Origin of the sequence: Nocardia anaemiae NBRC 100462 (genome assembly GCF_001612725.1) — a bacterium.
GTDB classification, from domain to species: Bacteria; Actinomycetota; Actinomycetes; order Mycobacteriales; family Mycobacteriaceae; genus Nocardia; species Nocardia anaemiae.
In genome coordinates, this window is sequence record NZ_BDAZ01000058.1 from 57,308 (window position 1) to 72,489 (window position 15,182).

Below are 15,182 nucleotides of genomic sequence, written 5' to 3' on the forward strand. Positions count from 1 at the left end.
GCGGCGCGGTGGCGGTTACCGCGCTCCCTGACGGGGACTCCTACTCCCCGTCCTGTCCCAACCTGCGACAACATCCTCGCCGGACTCGACCGCCTCATCTCCACCGGACGCATGTGAAACACGTATGTCGCATGGGCGCGGCAATACCATAGGCTTGCGCCGTGGTGTCCGAGCGTGCAGTGGTGGACGGGCGTTTCGAGTTGCTCGAGCCGCTCGGCAGTGGCGGTATGGGGACGGTGTGGCGTGCCTATGACCTCGCGCTGCATCGCGAGGTCGCGCTCAAGGAGGTGCGGGCGGAGACCGATGTCGCGGGCTCGCCCGGCGTGCACCGCGAGCGGGTGCTGCGCGAGGCCAGGGCGCTGGCCAGGATCGGTCATCCGAATGTCGTTGCCATCCACCACATCGTGGACTCACCCGAAGTCGCGCATCCGTGGATCGTCATGGAACTGGTTCGCGGACAGAGTCTCGCCGATCGTTTGGCGGGCGGACCGATGCCGCCTCTGCAAGCGGCGCATCTCGGCCGTGGCATCCTCGCCGCCCTCCGTGCCGCGCATCAGGTGGGCGTACTGCACCGCGATATCAAACCCGCGAATGTGCTACTGCGCGAAGACGGTTCACCGGTCCTGACCGATTTCGGTATCGCCGCGATCAACGGCATGAACGGATTGACCTCCACCGGCAGCGTGGTCGGCTCGCTGGATTACGTTGCGCCGGAACGACTCAGTGGCCAGGAGGGCCATACCGCGTCTGACCTGTGGTCCTTCGGTTTGCTGCTGTACTTCGCGGTAGAGGGGTTCCACCCGATGCGGCGCGAGTCGACCGTCGCCACACTCGCCGCCGTGATCAGAGGGGAGGTGCCGCCGGCGCAGCGGGCTGGGGTGTTGACGGCGGTTTTGACGGCGCTGCTGGTGCCTGACCCGGATCGTCGGCCGAGCGCCGAACAAGTAGATCTGATGCTTGCGCAGGCGGTTGGGTTTGCCGGTGCGCCAAGGGTGTTCGATGTGCTGGGTGGGGGTAATGGACCGGGGGCTTCTGGTGGACTGAGTGGGGGCAGTGGTCCGGGAGCTGTTGGTGGGGAGGGCGGGTTTGCGGCCGATGCACCGGGCGGATTCAATTCGCCAGCAGGCAATACACCCGGTGCCTTCAATTCGCCTGGCGTAGTCGACCAGTTCCACGGACCCAGCGGTACGGCACCCGCCACGCACCCATACGGCGCCACGAATCCCCCTGCACGCAAAACACTCTCACGCGGGATTGTCCTCGGCCTCGCCGCTGTCGCACTCATCGCCGCCGTCGTCGGCACAATGGTGATTGTGGCCCTGCGCCCCGATTCGACCGGCAACCTGGCCGATCCGAGCAATCGCCCCGCCACCAACGAATTCCCCGCCACAAGCCGAGCCACACTTCCGACGTCCGGAGCACCCGTCAATGGCAAAACCGTCGACCTCCTGACCCCGACCGGCATTCGCCAGGCCATCGCCGCACTCGAAAAGGTCTCCGGTAGCGATGAATTCAACGAGGCAACATTCTACCCGACCTACGCCAATGTCGGCGCACCGGTCAAAAACAAACCCGACCTCTACGACCTCTTCGTCTACCGCGACGGAACCGCCACCCGAAAAGGCGCGGGCGGCCCGCTCTCGGACAAAGCCACCATAAAGCTGAGCTCGATCAACTGGGACATCCTCCCCGACCTATTCCGCACCGCCGACGAAAGCCTCGGCATCCCCACCCCCACCCTCCGCTACGTAATCGTCGACCCGGCCTGGACCTTCAACAACGACCAACCAACAGTCATGGTCTACCTGACCGACGACTACGGCGGCGCCGCCTACCTTGCCGCCAACACAGACGGCACCGTAGTAACCAAATACCCCAGGGGCCGCTAACCTCAACAACTTTCCCCTTGACCGATACCAAACTCCCTGTACCTAATCGAAATTAGACGTAACAGAGGGTTCAACAGCCTCAAATATTTCTACCGGGAATAACACACCGCCCATCGGTCACTCGTCCCGATGAAAACCCGTCCGACAATGCATAAGAGTGCAGCAACACGCAGGCGCTGACCCGGATCAGGCATCCGAACGTAACGACCACTCAACAATCGCTGATTCGCCTGCTACCCCCGTCGCTCCGGCATGATGCACCGGCACCCAACTCAGATCGCGTGGGGACCAGTCTCATGAACGCGCGCCGAAATTACATTTTGATGTCAGGATCTTCTGCGAGGTAGCCGCCACATCGCGAATCGCTTGTCACGATATGGATTTCGCTGTGAACCTGAAAGTGGCAGCCCACTGGTCCGGCCCCAATGGGTAACTCGAGCCGGAACAGTCCGCCTGCTCCCACACGGTGATCGTATATGCCGTGTTGTTGATTGCGGACCTGATCGCACCAATAGCGAGGCAGCCCCCGGTCCTCTTCATAGCGAAGGTAGGCGCCCCGGGTTGGAAGTTGTCATCGGGCCACAGGCAAAAATTCTCGCCTGGACAAGCGGATGGATCGGCATAAGATACACCCGCATCGAGCGTAGCAATGAAAGCGGCAGCCACTACTACCACTACGGCTCCACCAACAGTTCTTTTCATGGACGTCTCCTCGCAACTCCAGAAATAGTCAGTAGCTCCAGAAGGCGATGCCAATGTGACGTAAACGAATTGGATCCTCCCCCTGCGTCCAGTTCATTGTGTTCGACAGCGAGCGAGCCGTCAACCATGTCGGCCCCGAGCATCGGACGATGCCCGGCACGACCACCCGTCTGGTCTGAGCTTGCAATGCAGCGCATTCTGGCTCGCAAAAGGCCAGGTAATCAGACATCTCGGCTCCACGGATCCAATAACGTCGCTACAACCCGAAACCCACCGCCCCGCACGGAACCTCGAATCCCACTGAACGCAAACCACTCTCACGCGGGATCGTCATCGGCCCCCGGCCGCGGCAATCACCGCTGTCGTGGCCAGGCTAGCGATGGTGGTCCTTCGCCCAGGATTCAACGAAGCAACGTTCTTTCCCACCCCCACCCCCCGCTACGTAATCGTCGACCCGGCCTGGACCTTCAACAACGACCAACCAACAGTCATGATCTACCTGACCGACGACTACGGCGGCGCCTATTTGGCCGCCAATACCGACGACACCGTAGTGACTAAATATCCCAGAGGCCGCTAGCTTCAACAGCTTTCACTCGGACCGGCACCAAACCGCCTGCACCTAACTATAATTGGGCGCAACAAGCGGATTCAACAGGCTCAAATATTGGTACCGGGAATAACACACCGCCCATCAGGCCCGATAGTCCCGATGATCATCCCATCCGACAATGTACAAAAGCTGCCGATCTGAACGCATTCCCGATGAGTATTCATAACCATCTGGTCCCCACAGGGCGTCCCAGGATCATCCGGAGCAGCCAGCGCACTCACCGGAAACAGCGCCGCGGCAACCCCTGCAGCACCAGTAGCAACCAATTGCGAAATACGAAGCATGATCAATCCTCCAACCGATGACGGATCGCGAGCACTCTCTATTCAGACCATCCGATCCCGACATTTCGCATCGAGCAAAATCCGTCCCGACCAGCACGATCCTACTCCCGGCACTCCCAATCGCCCAGACCGGACAGCATGTCCACATATTCCACACTCGGTAAATCACACCCCCGATCGAAAGGCCATCACAGAGACGGCCGCCTCTCCCGACTGTCATATTCGACGAGCCAGCCATCCACATCCACTTCACACACTGAACCATCTGACCGCAGGAACAGTGGCAAGCTATCAACCGGAGCGACCCGCAGCTTGGTCGCCGTCTCCTCGTTGAAGACCGCCAACAAAGCCTGCACGGTTGGATTGGGTTTCCTTCGCCGCGGATCGATCTCGGACATACGGCTAAATCCCTTCGGGGACATTCACTCATATTCAACAACGAAATCCAATACTCCTCGCGCACCGCATCCCACAATCGCCGTGCTCAGGAAGCAATTCCCGAGCGTCGACCAGATCCGGATAGGAGTCGAACATGATCGTTCCCGGCTGCGCCTCCGGCAGTTGCGTCCGCGAAGGCAGTCGATAAGCCGTGAACGCTTCAGCAGGAAACTCCACCCGAAGGATCTGCGGAGCCCGCCCAACCAGTCGCCACACCACCTTCTTGGTTCCATCGTTGTTTCCAGTGGTATGCAACGAATTTAGATCCATGTTCCCCTCTTGCCCTGAATGCTCCCGGTGCCGGGAAGCGACACATCCCGATGCCGGGGCGTTTGGAATGGCCCATTTACCCAGTGCCTCAACCAGGCGCACACACAACTCGAGCGATGGCAGCTCGGCTACCTCCGCTGCAATCGGGTACATGCCCGGTTTACGTTGCGGCAGAGTCGGATAATCGGCCGAACCCTCGTTATCACCATCCGAATTACTTGTCGCCACGCGTACAAGAGTCCTGCGCCGCAAGGGCCGTTACCACCACGTTCGCAGGACGTTTGGGACGTTCTCCGATAAAGTGCCTGCTGTCCCGAGCGGCAGGAGGCGGTACTGTGAACGAAGCCCTGCGCCAAGCTATGGCCAAGGCCGGTGTATCGGATCAACAACTTGCGGAAGCGTGTGATGTCGATGTCAAGACAGTCAACCGATGGATCACACACCCCACTCGGACTCCGCACGCCCGACACCGTTGGGCGGCATGTCGAAAGCTCGGAGCAGAGGAGGCCGATTTGTGGCCATCAGCTATCCGGGTGAGCCTCAAAACCGGACCAGACCGCGAGATCGTCCAGGTTTTCCCGTACCGGTCTGCTGCGCCAGCTTCGTTGTGGCGCAACCTAATTCACAATGCACGACAAGAGCTGACCTTTGCTGGGTATACGAGCTACTTCCTCTGGCTCGAACAGGCCAATCTTGGAAAACTATTGCGCGCAAGGCATCAAATGGTTGCCGAATACGATTCTTGATAGGTGATCCTGACAGCGATGCCACCCGCCAACGTGAGCAGGAGGAGGGAGTCCCGCTCATGCTGTCAACCCGGATCGCCGTCACTGTCGGCGAGCTGCACAAGCTACGCGAGTGCGACAACATCGAAGCCAGGTACGAGACGGGGCACGTGAACATCTCCGTGTTCAGGTTCGACAACGAAATGATCGTCACCCCGATCCTGGCTCGCCGAGTAGGCCACGACTCGCCGATGTTCCACATCCGTCGCGAGCAGAACGACGGCATGTTCGACCGGTTCATGGAGCACGTTGATGAACTATGGTCCCGAGGCCGAGACATCTGGGAGGATCCCGCGCATGGGACGACGTGACTACGAAAACGACCCGAACGCACCTGCAGCGAACAGTCTGGTACCCGCTGCGTCTGTGGTTGTCGTGAACGACACGGGGCAAGTCCTTCTGCAGCGCCGCGTCGACAACAGTATGTGGGCGCTGCCCGGCGGCAAAATGGAGCTCGGCGAATCACTCGCCGAATGCGGAATCCGAGAGACCAAGGAAGAGACCGGGATCGATGTAGAGATCACTGGGATCGTTGGCACCTACACCAACCCCCGACACGTGTTCGCCTACGACGACGGAGAAGTGAGACAGGAGTTCTCGATCTGCCTTCTCGGCAGACCGGTCGGCGGCACGCTCACTGTGTCCGACGAATCCCACGAAGTGGCGTGGTTCGCGCCAGGCGACATCGCTTCTCTACCAATGGTTGCCAGCATACGACGCCGATTGGATGACTGGCGCTCAGGGCAGTACCCCATCGTCCGCTAGCCTGAATCCTTCTCTGCAACAATAATTTCTGACAATTCGCGGAGCTCACGGATTCGGGCAATACGACAGGTCCTCGACCGAAGACCTCCGGCAGGTCCCGCCACGGCAGGCTGGTCCGCAGTCGATACAGCATCCCCTCCACCACCAGGCGATTGTTGGTACGACCCACGTGCCCTTCGGATTTCGGTAGCAGCAGCTCGAGCAACTCCCACTGCTTATCCGTCAGAACCTGATACTGATCACCTGCCACCGTCGCCACGACGACCATGATGGTCGATCAGCCCTGCTGTGCAGAGCTGATCGACCAATGCCATTGAGAGACACAGCCTAGCTCGCGGTCGGGTCGGTAACCGCGCGGACTACGGTTTCGAGGGCGTCTGCGGTTTGGTCGAGGGGGCGGGTGCTGCGTTGAGCTCGGCACATGGCGACGGTGCCTTCGATGGCGGCGACGATCAGGGTGGCGGTTCGGTCGGCGGCGGCGGGAGTCGCGCCGTGGGTGCGCAGGGATTCGGCGAGTAGTTCGATCCAGTGGTCGAAGGCGGCGGAGGCGGCGCGGCGCGGTTCGTCGTCGGCGTCGGGCTGGTCTTCGACCGAGACCGCCAGTACGGGGCATCCGGCACGGAAATCGCTGTCCACCACTACTTTTCGCCACATGTCTACAAATGCGCGGAGTCCGGCGACCGGTCCGGCGGGGAGTTCTCTGGCCAGCTTTCGGGAGGCCAGGGCGTCGGCGAAGCGGACGGCTTCGGCGGCCAGTTGGGATTTGCCACCGGGAAAGTAGTGGTAGGTCGAGCCGAGGGGTGCGCCGGAGTGTTTGGCCAGTTCGCGCACGCTGGTCGCGTTCAGCCCGCGGCGGCGCAGCATGTCGGCCGCGCCGGCCACCATTCGATCTCGCGCCTCCGACTGCGCCATCACACCTCCCTTGCTCATAACGACTGTCATAGCGTACCGTGCACGAGATATAACGGTCGTTATAACGGAGGTGTTCCTCATGCCGATGATCCAGCTCACCCTGCCCGCGGGGGTCTTGTCCGCCGACATCCGGCGAACCTTGCAGCAGACGCTGCCCGCCACACTGCTGAAGTGGGAGGGTGCACCCGACAACGCGTTCTTCCGCGCACAGGCGTGGTGCCGCGTCGACGAAGTGCCGAACGGCGGCTTCACCAGCGTCGAGGACGAGCTGCCACGATTCCGAGTCGATGTCACCGTGCCGGAGGGCGCGCTATCCGATCGGCGCAAGGAGGGACTGATCAAACAGGTGACCGCCGACGTGCTGGCGGCCGCGGGACTCGGCGCGGACGACGCACTGCGCGTTTGGGTGCTCATCCACGAACAGCCCGAGGGAACCTGGGGCGCGGCAGGCACCGTCGTGCGCTACGCCGAACTGAAAGCCCTTGCGGCACAGGCGCGCGGCTGATGCAAGAGCTGACTGCCTGCGCACCAACCACCTCGAGTGGCGCGAGCGCCGCTCGGCGTCAACTGACCACACCGCGCCGTGACGCGGAGTCGAGCGCGGGAGCGACCCAGGTGGTGAGGTAAGCGCGAAGTTCTTCGCCGTGGCGCGGCGGGCGGCCGGGATCGATGACGAACGACTGGACGATGCGCAGCATGTGCTCGACGAGCTCGTCCAGCTCGGTGCCGGAGATTCCCGCGGCGGCCCAGTCGACCGCGTAGCGTTGCAGGATCGAGCGGCCGAATGCCAATGCGGTGTCGGAGGTTACGCCCGCGGAGAAGGCGCTGGCGCGGCCGGGGGCGAGCAGCAGGTTGAGGTATTTCTCGTGCGGTAGACGTTCGAGTGTGTAGGCGATGCCCTCCACGACAGCGGTGGCGGGGTCACGGATCTGGCTCACATGCTCGGCGAGGACATCGAGGAAATGCGTGGTCTGCGCGATGGCGGTCGCGGTCAAAAGCGCTTCGGCACTGGGGAAATAGCGGTACACGGTCTGACGGGTGACGCCGAGATCGCGAGCGACCTCCGCGACGCTGAAATCGCCGCCGGATCGGTCGATCGCCCGACGCGCCGCGGCGAGGATGCGCTCGACGGCTTCGTCGTCGTCCACGGGTGCCGTCCCCGACCATCCATGCGTGCGCACCGGATTGCTCACTCCTTCAAACTTCACGTCCGAGGTCTTGACCATACACTTGCCGCTAGATGTATGGTCAAGTTCAGTAGGACGGATCGAAGGAAATCAATGACGACTCCACCACGCCCCAAACAGCTCGACTCACCGGTATTGCCGAAGATCTTCAAATACATGGGTAAAGCCCAAGTTTGGGTCTACAAACGCACCGGCGGACGCATCGGCGGAAAATGGCGCATCGGCGCGGGCTTCCGCAAGCCGGTGCCGACTCTGCTACTCGAACATCGAGGCCGGAAATCCGGCACCACTTACACCACGCCGCTGCTCTACATCACCGACGGCGCGGACACGATCATCGTCGCGTCCCAGGGCGGACTCGCCAAACACCCGCAGTGGTACCACAATCTGCGCGCCAACCCCGACACCCACATCCAGATCGGCCGCGACCGCCATCCCGTGCGCGCACTCACCGCCGACCCGCAACAACGCGCACGCCTATGGCCCGAACTGGTCCGCGCCTACGCCGACTTCGACACCTACCAAGCATGGACCGACCGCGAAATCCCAGTCATCATCCTCCGCCCCCGCACCGCCCCCGATCCGGATGCGCCATAGCGCTACTGGTGCAGCACAACCCGCTGACGATCACACACCCCCCGAGACCGCTGTGGCTCGGGTAGTTGGCTCCAGGTGTGCCAACGGCGAGACCACTACAGAGTCGGCCGACTCGCGGCTACTACTCGCTGTCTCGAACTTATCTGCTCGGAGGATCGAGGTATGCGGCCGTTGCTGTTTGCACGAACGATCGGATCAACGGATTGGCGTCGCCCTCGTTCCAGACCACCACCACTCTGCTCGGCGCCATATCGATCAGCGCGACCACGGCCAGTCCCGCGGGAACGTTGTGCCCGAGCGGAGTTATGCCAACGGTGCCGTTCCACAGAACGGCTTGCACACACTCTTGAACCACCCGCACGACCGGGCCTTCCCGCGGTTCGCCACCGTTCCAGTAGGTCTGCCAGAGGGTGTCGGTGCCAGCGGGAAACTGGAACCAGTGACGGTCGGCCAAGTCGGCCAGTTTCAGGTGGTCGCGGTGGGCCAGCGGGTCGTCGGCGCGTAGTACGGCTCCGACCGGGTCGGCGCGCAGTTCACGAACAGTCAGGGCAGTGTCGTCGAACGGTGCACGGGTCACGGCGACGTCGACAAGTCCGGCCTTCAGCCCGCAGGTGGGGTCGGTGAGGTCGGTGTCGCGGATACGGATGTCGACCTCGGGATGCCGATGGCGGTAAGCGGCGGCCAGTCTGGTGATGCCCGGGTCGGTGGCGTCACCCAGGATCCCGATGGTGAGATTCGCGTTTCCGGCCGCTGCGGCCACCCGCACGCTGACCCGGTCGGCCTGCTCGAGCAGAGCACGCGCCTCGTCGAGTAGCACTGCCCCGACCGGCGTGAGACCGACACCGGCGGGCGACCGATCGAACAGGGCGGCACCGACTTCCGCCTCCAGTTGCCGGATGGCGCGGCTCAGCGGCGGTTGACTCATGTGCAGCCGGGTGGCGGCGCGACCGAAGTGGCGTTCCTCGGCGACAGCTACGAAGTAACGCAGCGTACGTAGCTCCACACTGGCACGATACCCGTCCGGTATCGGTATCGCGGAACAGGTCTTGGACACCTCCGGTGTCCCGGCGGTGCAATCGAAATATGACCGACGAAACACACAGCGACGAAACGAACTCCGCCACAACGGTTTCGATAGTGCCTGCCAGCGAGGGTGAGGTGATCATGTTAGGTGCCACGCGAATGCACCACAGCTGAACATCGACGTGATGCGCCACTACGCCACCGTCACCGCCACCGACTTCACCTGAATCCCCCGCGGACCGAGGCGCTTTCGCCTCGGTCCCTGATGTCACCCTGGACAGGAATTGTGAATATCGCATTCTGGATCGCCGCAGGCCTGCTCGCACTCTTCTACCTGTATGCAGGCGCACTGAAGATCACCCGAAGCCGGGATCGACTCCGGCCCATGATGGCCTGGGTGGACCGCACACCCCTACCCGCCGTGCGCGCCATCGGCGTGCTCGAAGTACTCGGCGCGCTCGGGCTGATCCTTCCACCCCTGACCGGCGTCGCGCCCTGGCTCGCTGTGGTCGCGGCCGTTGGGTTCGTACTCCTGCAATTCGGTGCGATCCCGGTCCATCTGACCGGCGGAGATCGAAAAGTCGCCCTCAACATCACCCTTCTCCTGACAGCAGCCGTGACCGTTTTGTTCGCGACCACCTGCGTGTGACTCTCTGCTTACCTAGGTAGCTGGAGTGGTCGCGTGGCAGCGATCTACCGATGCATCGGAGCTCGGTGCGTCAGATGCTTGTCGCCGATCGTGGCACCGTGCAACGAACCCGAATCGGCGAAGCAGGCGATGTAGGTGAACATTTCGGCTCTCGACAAGTATCGAATCGCGTGGTTTCCCTGTTTCCCGCAGGACTCGTCGAGGAGCGCTGCACCGCTCGAGCGTCATTCGGTCATAGATGGCGTGCGGGGGCTCCTATGAGTCAGATCCTGCAAGTGGCAGGGGCGCTGTTGCTGCTCGCTGGTTTCGTCTCCGCCCAGATCGGCGGGATGACCGACAAATCGGTTGAGTATCTGGTGCTGAACGCGGTGGGTGGTGCGCTGCTCGCCGTCCTCGCGTTCATGGGACGGGACTGGGGATTCCTGCTGCTCGAGGGCACGTGGGCCGTGGTCTCGGCGATTTCGCTGCGCAGTGCTTGTGGATCGGCCCGATCGGTAGCGCTGGATCCGGCGCCCGTAGGCCTTTCGTCGGCTCGGACGCGGAGGCGCTATCGACAACTTCCAACACCACCGATCCGCGCCGCTGTCCTGAGAGGGGACGAGCTGTGCAAACCCGAGCGGCTCATCCACCTGTTCCGTAACTCCTACGCGGGCTCTCAGGGCCGACAGTGGCTACAGGCCCATATCCTGTGGTGGACACTCGCATTCTTGCGCGACAACGGTGTTCGTGCCGACATCGACCTGCTCACCTCGCCGGAGCTGTCCCGCAGGATCGTCGCGATGGCACTTCCGCCCGGCCACCCGCAAGTGCATCCCGTCGGCCAGCCCGAGATGAATTTCGGCCTGTGGTGGTCGATCCTGGCCGATATCGCCCGAGTGGTTTATCGCCCGCGATGGCGTCGTGTGCTCTTCGGTCGCGGTCCTGCGCTGCCCGATCTGGCGGAGCTGGAGCGGCGGACATGGCAGCTGGGGTTGCGGCCGTGGATGTCGAGTACCGGTTTCGAAGAATTGGCCGGGATCGCGCGGGCGCTGTCGATCATCGGCGAATGCGAGGGGGTGCGGCCGGTCGGCGCCGACAAGGTCATGACGCAGGTCCTGCTGCCGGAACTTCTTGTCGCCGAATTGCACTGGCTGCGTGCACCTGGCGGGCGCCTGCGAACGCGCAACCGTCCACGCGTCGACGTGGTGCTGTTGCGCAGGTACAGCACCGCCCGGGTCAGGTGGGCCGACGGACGCTACCTCAATCCGCTGGACCACATGTATCTGCGCGCGGGTGATCTTCTCGACCACCACGCGCAGCTACCCCAAGAGCCACCGAATCCGGCTCTCCGGCACGTCCTGGATATGTACCGGGAGATATGCCGCGCCGACAACGACATGCCGGACCCGGATTACCCCGATGATCCACCGGACCGACAACAACAAGTTTCGGCCACGTCGCCTGGATCGGTGAGCACCAACAGGACCTGAACAACCACCCCAGCCCACTGGTTCGGCAAACCCGCCAACCGACGCCCTGCGGCCGACTTCTTCGCAGAAGCCGAACGCTAGACGTTGAAACGGAATTCGACGGCGGAAGCGTCGAATATCTGCACGTCGAACACCCTGCTCACCCCTCGACTCGCGTTCTGGAACCGAATAACCTCTGCGGGTCGACCTACGGTCCGACTGCGACCGGCCCCGCCACCACTGCCACCTCACATGGCTACTTCTAGCAAGCTCGAGTACGCGCTCATGCCGATTATGCAGCGCTTGGTTGGCCTCGTGCGATCGTCGTCAAACACTGATGGAAACGGTCTCGTTCCGGGCCGAGGAGGCGGTGTCGGAATCGGCGCGCCTGTCGGTGCCGCCGAGGGTTGGGATCGAGCTGGATCGTTGACGACGTAGGGCGGACAGGGGTGGGTGTGACCGCGCGACTACGTTCCGTCTTTGCGGCTTTCGAGGATGTGCGCATACGGATCGCTGGTCGCCCCCACATGCTCGGGCATCGGGTAATAGGTCTTGATGAGCAGATTGCCCGCGCTGTCCCAGGCGAATGTTTCGATGCTGTGGACCATCACGATGTCCTCGCCGGTGCCGAAGCGGTTCTCGCACACCCACGCCATTTCGTCACCGTTGACCTGCACGGTCAGCATCGTGATCCGCAGAAACTGTTGGAACATGTCCCACGCGTGCGTAGTCGCCACGTCAAAGCCGGTCTTCTCCTGGGTGCCTACGGGATCGAACATGCGCAACCCGGCGGGAACGATGGTGCGCCACGAGGCGATCCAGTCTTCTTTCCGACCGGCGTTCCACAGCTCTGCGTGCTGGGCAGCGTGGGCAAGACGCGCCTCGCGAGTGGGGATTTTCGACACGTTTGACGATCTCCTTCGCCACCGGGTAGCCAATGTTCGCTAACCAGGATTCCGAACACCAGACTAGACACGTGTCCATGCTGGCGTCAATGCGGTCCGGCGCAACACCAATCCAGAATAGTTGCAAAATGCAACCTACTCTCATGCCGCTGGGTGCGGTCCTCTTGGCCACCGGTCGGCGACGTCTCCAGTCGAGCTCGAGTTGGACCTCGTGGCTGCCAGGGTCCACGCTGACCGTGAGCATCTCGCCACGGCCGATGAGACCCACTTTGCTGCCATCGATGAACACGCGGTACTTGCGCAGAAGATCAACAAATCCGCCAGGCCGCCGCTGGACAGTGATTTGCGCTCAAACTAGTTCGATCTTGGTGGGGATGGTCGTTCTGGCTCATTGTTCATCGCGGGTGCCCCGTGGCCACAAGGTAATCGGTCAGGGTCTGACCACGTAGACCGCACTGTCGTTGTAGTCGACGAGGTAGGCGGCGCCGGTGCCAGGGTCAACCGCGGCCGACGCTATAACCCGGCCGGACCCGGGGATGGCAGTTACCTTGTGTGTGTCGGCGTCGATCGCCACCGGCGTCAGGTCGCTCATGTTCGGGTCGCCGCTCGCCGGCAGCACCCCGATATAGACGATGCGGCGATCCTGGTCAATGGCAATCATGCTCGGGCGGCGGACGGGGATTGCGCCGGTGGCCCGATTCGTGTGGGTGTCGATCGTCCATATCGAGTCACCCACGTTGTTCGCGACGTAGAGGGTGCCGGAGCGATGGTCGAGCACGAGGCCCAGTGGCCCCTGACCCACCGCGACGGTCGCGGCCACGGTGTTGGTCGACACGTCGATCACCGACACGGAGTTGTCGCCGTCCATACCGACATAGAGCCGCGAGCGATCAGCGTCGAACACGACCCCGATCGGCCGGATACCCACCCCGACGGTGGCGGTCACGGCACGGGCGCGGGGGTCGATAACCGAAACCGAACCCGGCTTCGACGCCACACGTGGACCGGTCTGGCCCTCTGCGAGCGGATCCAGGGTGGCGTTGGTGACATACACCAGATGGGTGTGGGGGTCTACCGCAATTTCGTCCGGGTTGGCCCCAACGGCGATGGTCGCGGTGACGGTGTTGGTGTTCGCGTCGATCATGAACACCTTGCCGGCGTCGGCGTAGTCGGTCGCGTACACTGCGCGGGTTTGCGGGTCGACCGCCACACCCATCGCGCCCGGAGTGTTTTCGATGGTGGCGACGACAGCGCTGGTGGTGCCGTCGAGAACGGAAACGGTACCGCCGGAAGAATTCGCGACATACACGTTGTGTGTCGTGGCATCGACCGCTACGCCCTGCGGGTTCTTCCCGACGGCGACCGGACTGACAGTGAAGGCCAGCGAGCCGTGCGGTGGTGGCGGTTTCGGCCACATCAGGACCACAGCGACCGCAGCAATGATCGCGACCGCCGCGGCGGCAACCGCAAGCAACTGGCGGCGGACGCGGCGCTTTCGGACCGGAGTCCCCGGCACCACCGCCGGTTTCATCGTGCTCGCATACTCGGCGCCTCCGACTGCCGGGATGCCCTCCGCCACCGTCTTGGATTTCGGCGGTGCGCTCGGCGATGAGACGGTCGCGGTGAGCTCCTTCGGTGCCACCGCCAGCGTGTCGTTGGCAGCAGCGGCCAGCTCACCACAACTGGAGTATCGACTGTCACGATCCTTGGCCAGGGCGCGTTCGACAATGGCATCGAAACCTTCGGGCACCCGCATTTCTCCTTGCCTGCTAGGTTTCGGGATCGGCAGGCTCAAATGCCCGTACATCAGCTGTGCGGGGGTGCTCCCGGGATACGGCAGCGCCCCGGTGAGCATCCGGTACAAAGTCGCACCCAGGGCGTACACGTCGACACGATGATCGATCGTCGCACCGATATCGAATTGCTCGGGCGCGGCGTACTGCAGACTCGCCAGGAGCATGCCGCTGCGAGTAAAACCGCCGGTTTCATCGAGAGCCTTGGCGATACCGAAGTCCGCGAGCAACACCCGCTCGGGTTCACCGCGCGACGCGTCGGTCAACAAGATGTTGGCCGGCTTCACGTCGCGATGCAACACCCCGTGCCCGTGGGCATAATCGAGCGCAGCCGCGGTCTCGGTGACGATCCACACCGCCCGCCTGACCGGCAGCCCCCCATCCCGCAGCAGCTCGGCCACGTCGCTGCCGTCGACATACTGCATCGCGATCCACAGCTGACCACCCTCGTCGCCGCGGTCGTAGACGGTGACGATATTCCGATGGTCCAGCCGGGCAGCGGTATCGGCCTCTCGCAGGAACCGGGCACGCACATCCTCGTCATCGGTAAGAGCACGGTTGAGCACCTTCAGAGCGACCAGGCGCGGCAAATTCGGATGCTCAGCCAGATACACCGTGCCCATACCACCCGCACCGAGCCGACGCAGTATCCGATAGCCAGCGAACACTCCCCCCGACTCCAACGAAGCGCCCATCGCTGAGGACCCCTCCCTTCCGGGAACACCCTCAATCCGACACCCGACCAAGCAAACACCCAGCCCGCTATTCGGGCACCCGCACTGGCAACAGAAACCTCTCCGTAAGCATAGGCGCGGACCGGCCATACGAAATCTCGAACCGGTCGACTTGCTCGAGTCCGAGACGGCGCCGGTGCCGCCTCGAGATCGATCCCCGGCCACATCGCCCGCTGGCTCTAGCGAAC

Annotated in this window: 17 protein-coding genes and 1 pseudogene; 9 read left to right on the top strand and 9 right to left on the bottom strand. The window is 62.9% G+C overall.

Going from position 1 to position 15,182, the window contains the following annotated elements; all coding sequences use genetic code 11:
- Nucleotides 1-161: 161 nt before the first annotated feature.
- Entirely contained in the window at nucleotides 162-1,889 is a 1,728-nt protein-coding gene (locus NA5_RS29010) for a serine/threonine-protein kinase (protein WP_062991688.1), read from the top strand.
- A gap of 369 nt (nucleotides 1,890-2,258) precedes the next feature.
- Here the strand turns inward: NA5_RS29010 and NA5_RS43315 are convergent, their stop codons facing one another.
- Nucleotides 2,259-2,591, bottom strand: a complete 333-nt coding sequence (locus NA5_RS43315; RefSeq protein ID WP_084484499.1) for a peptidase inhibitor family I36 protein — start codon at nucleotides 2,589-2,591, stop codon at nucleotides 2,259-2,261.
- A gap of 364 nt (nucleotides 2,592-2,955) precedes the next feature.
- Here NA5_RS43315 and NA5_RS29015 point away from each other — a divergent pair, with 364 nt between their 5' ends.
- Entirely contained in the window at nucleotides 2,956-3,171 is a 216-nt protein-coding gene (locus NA5_RS29015; RefSeq protein ID WP_157110685.1) for a hypothetical protein, read from the top strand.
- A 505-nt stretch (nucleotides 3,172-3,676) separates the two neighbouring features.
- Here NA5_RS29015 and NA5_RS40730 read toward each other — a convergent pair.
- Entirely contained in the window at nucleotides 3,677-3,886 is a 210-nt protein-coding gene (locus NA5_RS40730; RefSeq protein WP_157110686.1) for a hypothetical protein, read from the bottom strand.
- 34 nt (nucleotides 3,887-3,920) lie between these two features.
- Nucleotides 3,921-4,424 carry a hypothetical protein gene (locus NA5_RS40735; RefSeq protein ID WP_157110687.1) on the bottom strand — a complete coding sequence of 168 codons (504 nt, stop codon included), beginning with the start codon at nucleotides 4,422-4,424 and terminating at the stop codon, nucleotides 3,921-3,923.
- A 107-nt stretch (nucleotides 4,425-4,531) separates the two neighbouring features.
- On the opposite strand from NA5_RS40735, the gene NA5_RS41905 reads away from it, so the two are divergent.
- Genes NA5_RS41905 through NA5_RS29025 form a run of 3 tightly spaced genes read left to right on the top strand, consistent with a single transcriptional unit; the run spans nucleotide 4,532 to nucleotide 5,746 of the window.
- Nucleotides 4,532-4,942, top strand: a complete 411-nt coding sequence (locus NA5_RS41905; protein WP_218020179.1) for a helix-turn-helix domain-containing protein — start codon at nucleotides 4,532-4,534, stop codon at nucleotides 4,940-4,942.
- Nucleotides 4,939-5,292, top strand: coding sequence for a hypothetical protein (locus NA5_RS41910; protein WP_245672446.1), 354 nt, complete (start codon nucleotides 4,939-4,941; stop codon nucleotides 5,290-5,292). The genes NA5_RS41905 and NA5_RS41910 overlap by 4 nt, the downstream gene beginning before the upstream one ends.
- Nucleotides 5,279-5,746: an NUDIX hydrolase gene (locus NA5_RS29025; protein ID WP_062991692.1), complete on the top strand. Its 468-nt coding sequence runs from the start codon at nucleotides 5,279-5,281 to the stop codon at nucleotides 5,744-5,746. The genes NA5_RS41910 and NA5_RS29025 overlap by 14 nt, the downstream gene beginning before the upstream one ends.
- A gap of 79 nt (nucleotides 5,747-5,825) precedes the next feature.
- Here NA5_RS29025 and NA5_RS42475 read toward each other — a convergent pair.
- Together NA5_RS42475 and NA5_RS29030 are read right to left on the bottom strand one after the other, a co-directional pair.
- A pseudogene (locus NA5_RS42475) lies at nucleotides 5,826-6,014 on the bottom strand (transposase); the annotation flags it as partial.
- 59 nt (nucleotides 6,015-6,073) lie between these two features.
- Nucleotides 6,074-6,658, bottom strand: a complete 585-nt coding sequence (locus tag NA5_RS29030) for a TetR/AcrR family transcriptional regulator (protein WP_062991765.1) — start codon at nucleotides 6,656-6,658, stop codon at nucleotides 6,074-6,076.
- A 79-nt stretch (nucleotides 6,659-6,737) separates the two neighbouring features.
- Here NA5_RS29030 and NA5_RS29035 point away from each other — a divergent pair, with 79 nt between their 5' ends.
- On the top strand, nucleotides 6,738-7,163 hold the full coding sequence (locus NA5_RS29035) for a tautomerase family protein (RefSeq protein ID WP_062991694.1): 426 nt from the start codon (nucleotides 6,738-6,740) through the stop codon (nucleotides 7,161-7,163).
- Nucleotides 7,164-7,221: 58 nt separating this feature from the next.
- On the opposite strand, the gene NA5_RS29040 is transcribed toward NA5_RS29035, so the two are convergent.
- Complete coding sequence (locus NA5_RS29040) at nucleotides 7,222-7,839, bottom strand: TetR/AcrR family transcriptional regulator (protein WP_062991767.1); 618 nt, start codon at nucleotides 7,837-7,839, stop codon at nucleotides 7,222-7,224.
- Between the two features lie 99 nt (nucleotides 7,840-7,938).
- Here NA5_RS29040 and NA5_RS29045 point away from each other — a divergent pair, with 99 nt between their 5' ends.
- Nucleotides 7,939-8,442: a nitroreductase family deazaflavin-dependent oxidoreductase gene (locus tag NA5_RS29045; RefSeq protein WP_062991696.1), complete on the top strand. Its 504-nt coding sequence runs from the start codon at nucleotides 7,939-7,941 to the stop codon at nucleotides 8,440-8,442.
- 139 nt (nucleotides 8,443-8,581) lie between these two features.
- Here the strand turns inward: NA5_RS29045 and NA5_RS29050 are convergent, their stop codons facing one another.
- A complete protein-coding gene (locus tag NA5_RS29050; protein ID WP_174555284.1) occupies nucleotides 8,582-9,445 on the bottom strand; it encodes a LysR family transcriptional regulator in 864 nt (287 codons plus the stop codon).
- Nucleotides 9,446-9,751: 306 nt separating this feature from the next.
- Here NA5_RS29050 and NA5_RS29055 point away from each other — a divergent pair, with 306 nt between their 5' ends.
- Together NA5_RS29055 and NA5_RS41685 are read left to right on the top strand one after the other, a co-directional pair.
- On the top strand, nucleotides 9,752-10,114 hold the full coding sequence (locus tag NA5_RS29055) for a DoxX family protein (protein WP_062991698.1): 363 nt from the start codon (nucleotides 9,752-9,754) through the stop codon (nucleotides 10,112-10,114).
- Between the two features lie 257 nt (nucleotides 10,115-10,371).
- A complete protein-coding gene (locus NA5_RS41685; protein WP_063813651.1) occupies nucleotides 10,372-11,583 on the top strand; it encodes a CBU_0592 family membrane protein in 1,212 nt (403 codons plus the stop codon).
- Between the two features lie 446 nt (nucleotides 11,584-12,029).
- On the opposite strand, the gene NA5_RS29065 is transcribed toward NA5_RS41685, so the two are convergent.
- Both NA5_RS29065 and NA5_RS29070 read right to left on the bottom strand, forming a co-directional pair.
- The gene (locus NA5_RS29065; protein WP_062991700.1) at nucleotides 12,030-12,467 is read right to left on the bottom strand and encodes a hypothetical protein; all 438 of its coding nucleotides are present in this window, start codon (nucleotides 12,465-12,467) and stop codon (nucleotides 12,030-12,032) included.
- Nucleotides 12,468-12,897: 430 nt separating this feature from the next.
- Nucleotides 12,898-14,955 (bottom strand): serine/threonine-protein kinase, encoded by a 2,058-nt coding sequence (locus tag NA5_RS29070; protein ID WP_084484500.1) that lies wholly within the window; start codon nucleotides 14,953-14,955, stop codon nucleotides 12,898-12,900.
- Nucleotides 14,956-15,182: the final 227 nt, after the last annotated feature.